A 2,896-nucleotide genomic window follows, 5' to 3' on the forward strand; every position below is an offset into this window, starting at 1 on the left:
ATGGATCCCCCGAAGCCAAACACGTCGTGCGCGTGATGAAGCGTCTGGAGAACCAGGACACCGACGTCCTTGGCATCCTGCGCATCAATAAGGCAACCAAAGCGGCAACTCTGGAACCAGTTGACCGCAAGCAGCGCGCTGTCGATCTGGATCCGCGTGAGCTGATGGAATCTGAAGACGGTGACCTCGTAAAGATCGAAGTCCACAAAGTCGGACGATACGGCACACCACGTGGCCGCATCGTCAAACGCTTTGGGTCCACCACCTCAGAAATGGCTGTCTCCGAAATCGCACTGCACACACAGGGTATTCGCAATGAGTTCCCAGGAGCTGTGATTGCTGAATCGGAAAACATCAAACCTGTTGGCCACAAGGGCCGTGAAGATTGGCGTGACATCCCGCTCCTCACCATCGACCCTGCGACAGCAAAAGACCACGATGACGCGGTCTATGCTCAGCTGGACAATAGCCCGGAGAATGAAGGCGGCTGTATCGTTTACGTCGCAATTGCAGACGTCGCAGCCTATGTCACACCGGGCTCCCCGATGGATAAGGAAGCACTGCTGCGCGGCAACTCGGTCTATTTCCCTGACCGCGTAATCCCGATGCTGCCTGAGCGCATCTCTAACAATCTGTGCTCCTTGCGCGAGAACGAAGACCGCCCATCCATCGCAACACGGATGGTCTTTGACAAGAACGGCAAGAAAACATCCCACTCGTTCCATCGCATCATCATGCGCAGCGCGGCTAAGCTCTCCTATCAACAGGCCCAAAAAGCCATTGAAGGCGTGACAGACGACAAAACCGGCCCGCTGCTGGAACCGGTTCTTGAGCCATTGTGGGCTGCCTATGAGATCCTAAAGCGTGGCCGAGACAAACGCCAGCCGCTGGAACTCGACATCCCGGAACGCCGTATTCTGCTCAAAGAAGACGGCACCGTTGATCAGATCGTCGTTCCTGACCGTCTGGATGCGCACAAACTCATCGAAGAATGCATGATCCAGGCGAACGTCGCAGCCGCAGAAGAGCTTGAGAAACGCAACTCTGCCCTGCTCTATCGTGTGCACGATGCGTCGACACCGGAAAAGCTGGAGAATCTGAGAGATTTCCTCTCCACGCTGGACGTCAAACTGCCTCACATTGGCGGACTGCGCCCATCTGTATTCAACAACATTCTCGACAAGTTCAAAGACACCGCAAGCGCAACCATGGTGTCAGAGGTCGTGTTGCGTTCGCAGGCACAAGCGGAGTACAATGCCGAGAACATCGGACACTTCGGCTTGAACCTCCGACGTTATGCACACTTCACATCCCCTATTCGCCGCTATGCAGATTTGATAGTGCACCGCGCCCTCATTCGTGCACTCGGCCTCGGGGACGATGGCCTGCCATACGGCATCGAAGAGAAGCTACCTGCCATTGCAGCAGAGATTTCTGCGGCAGAACGACGGGCAATGTTGGCTGAACGCGAAACCATTGACCGACTGATTGCCCTGTACCTTTGCGAGAGAATTGGGGCTGAATTCTCTGGGCGAATTGCCGGAGTGACCAAATCTGGCCTGTTTGTCAAACTGCTACAAAATGGCGCAGACGGCTTCATTCCTGCATCTACCATTGGTATGGATTACTACGAATATGTAGAATCGGCTCATGCCCTTCTGGGCAGAGCAACTGGTGAAACCTACCAACTTGGTGACGCAGTGCAGGTCAAACTGGTGGAAGCCGCCCCATTTGCGGGCTCTTTACGGTTTGAAATGCTCACAAAAGGCAAATCCAAGGGCGAAGCAGCGGGACGGGTTGCTAAGCACAAGGGTTGGCAAGCAAGAAACAACAGCAAGCCAAAAGGTTTACGCCGGTCAAAAAACAGAAATAAGCGGAAGCGCACATAAAAAGAACGTGCGCTCCCCTGCATTTACGGGACGGAAAAGGCAGGTATAAATGAATACCCATCAAGATCGGAATACCGGAGAAGCGGTGCTGCGTGGTATGCGCTGCAAATGCCCTTCCTGTGGCATTGGCTCTGTCTTCGACGGTTACTTGAGCGTGAAACAGTCCTGCGACAACTGTGGTGAAGAACTTCACCACCACCGCGCAGATGATGCTCCGCCCTATTTCACAATCTTTATCGTTGGTCACGTCGTCGTTGCGCTGGCCATGTGGGTAGAGATGGCCTACGTGCCGCCTATGTGGCTCCACATGGCTGTCTGGCTGCCTTTAACCATCATCATGTCTCTGTCTCTCCTGCGCCCAATCAAGGGCGCCTTGGTTGGTTTGCAATGGGCACTACGTATGGATGGCTTTGCAACTGCCGGCAAAGCACCTAGTTTTGGCCCAACACGCGCCAATCAGAGGTAAGGAATGTCCACGGAAGACCTGACGAAAGAAGTCAAAGTTGAGCGAGCGGAAGAAAACAACAACCCGGCCGCTCAGCCTTTGAGGCCAAAAGACGCCTCCACACTGCTTATTCTGGATCGCAAGGACGATGGCTCCCTGCATCTGCTGATGGGCAAGCGCCATATGGCGCACAAATTCATGCCTGGCAAATTCGTATTCCCAGGTGGCCGTGTCGATTCTGAAGACAGCCGCGTCAGATATGTACGTGACTATCATCCGGATGTTCTCGCCAAACTCAACTACGACAAAAAGCAGATCAAGACTGAAAGCCGCCTGCGTGCACTGGCAATTGCTGCCATTCGCGAAACCTATGAGGAAGCAGGCCTGTTTGTTGGCCGCAAAACCGAAGGCGAAAGCGAACCAGCAGGTCCAGGCTTTGAAGCTTTTGACGAACTGGGCATCCTGCCGGATCTTGAGCCACTTCGCTACGTTGCCCGTGCAATCACCCCTCCAGGCAGGACCCGCCGCTTTGATGCACGTTTCTTCGCTGTATGGGCGAACC

At 54.4% G+C, this 2,896-nt stretch carries 3 protein-coding genes; all 3 read left to right on the top strand.

What is annotated here, in order from left to right:
- The coding region (rnr, locus tag PPL9_RS14535) for a ribonuclease R (RefSeq protein WP_082596878.1) at positions 1–1,889 on the top strand (1,889 nt) is incomplete at its 5' end.
- A gap of 49 nt (positions 1,890–1,938) precedes the next feature.
- On the top strand, positions 1,939–2,355 hold the full coding sequence (locus PPL9_RS14540; protein WP_057463365.1) for a DUF983 domain-containing protein: 417 nt from the start codon (positions 1,939–1,941) through the stop codon (positions 2,353–2,355).
- A gap of 3 nt (positions 2,356–2,358) precedes the next feature.
- On the top strand, positions 2,359–2,896 hold a 538-nt coding region (locus PPL9_RS14545; RefSeq protein WP_057463366.1), incomplete at its 3' end, for an NUDIX hydrolase.

The sequence above is a fragment of the Pseudovibrio sp. POLY-S9 genome (assembly GCF_001431305.1).
Lineage (GTDB): Bacteria > Pseudomonadota > Alphaproteobacteria > Rhizobiales > Stappiaceae > Pseudovibrio.

Excerpts from the sequence above, each read along its gene's own strand:
- PPL9_RS14540 (WP_057463365.1), top strand. The coding sequence starts at position 1,939 with ATGAATACCCATCAAGATCGGAATACCGGAGAAGCGGTGCTGCGTGGT.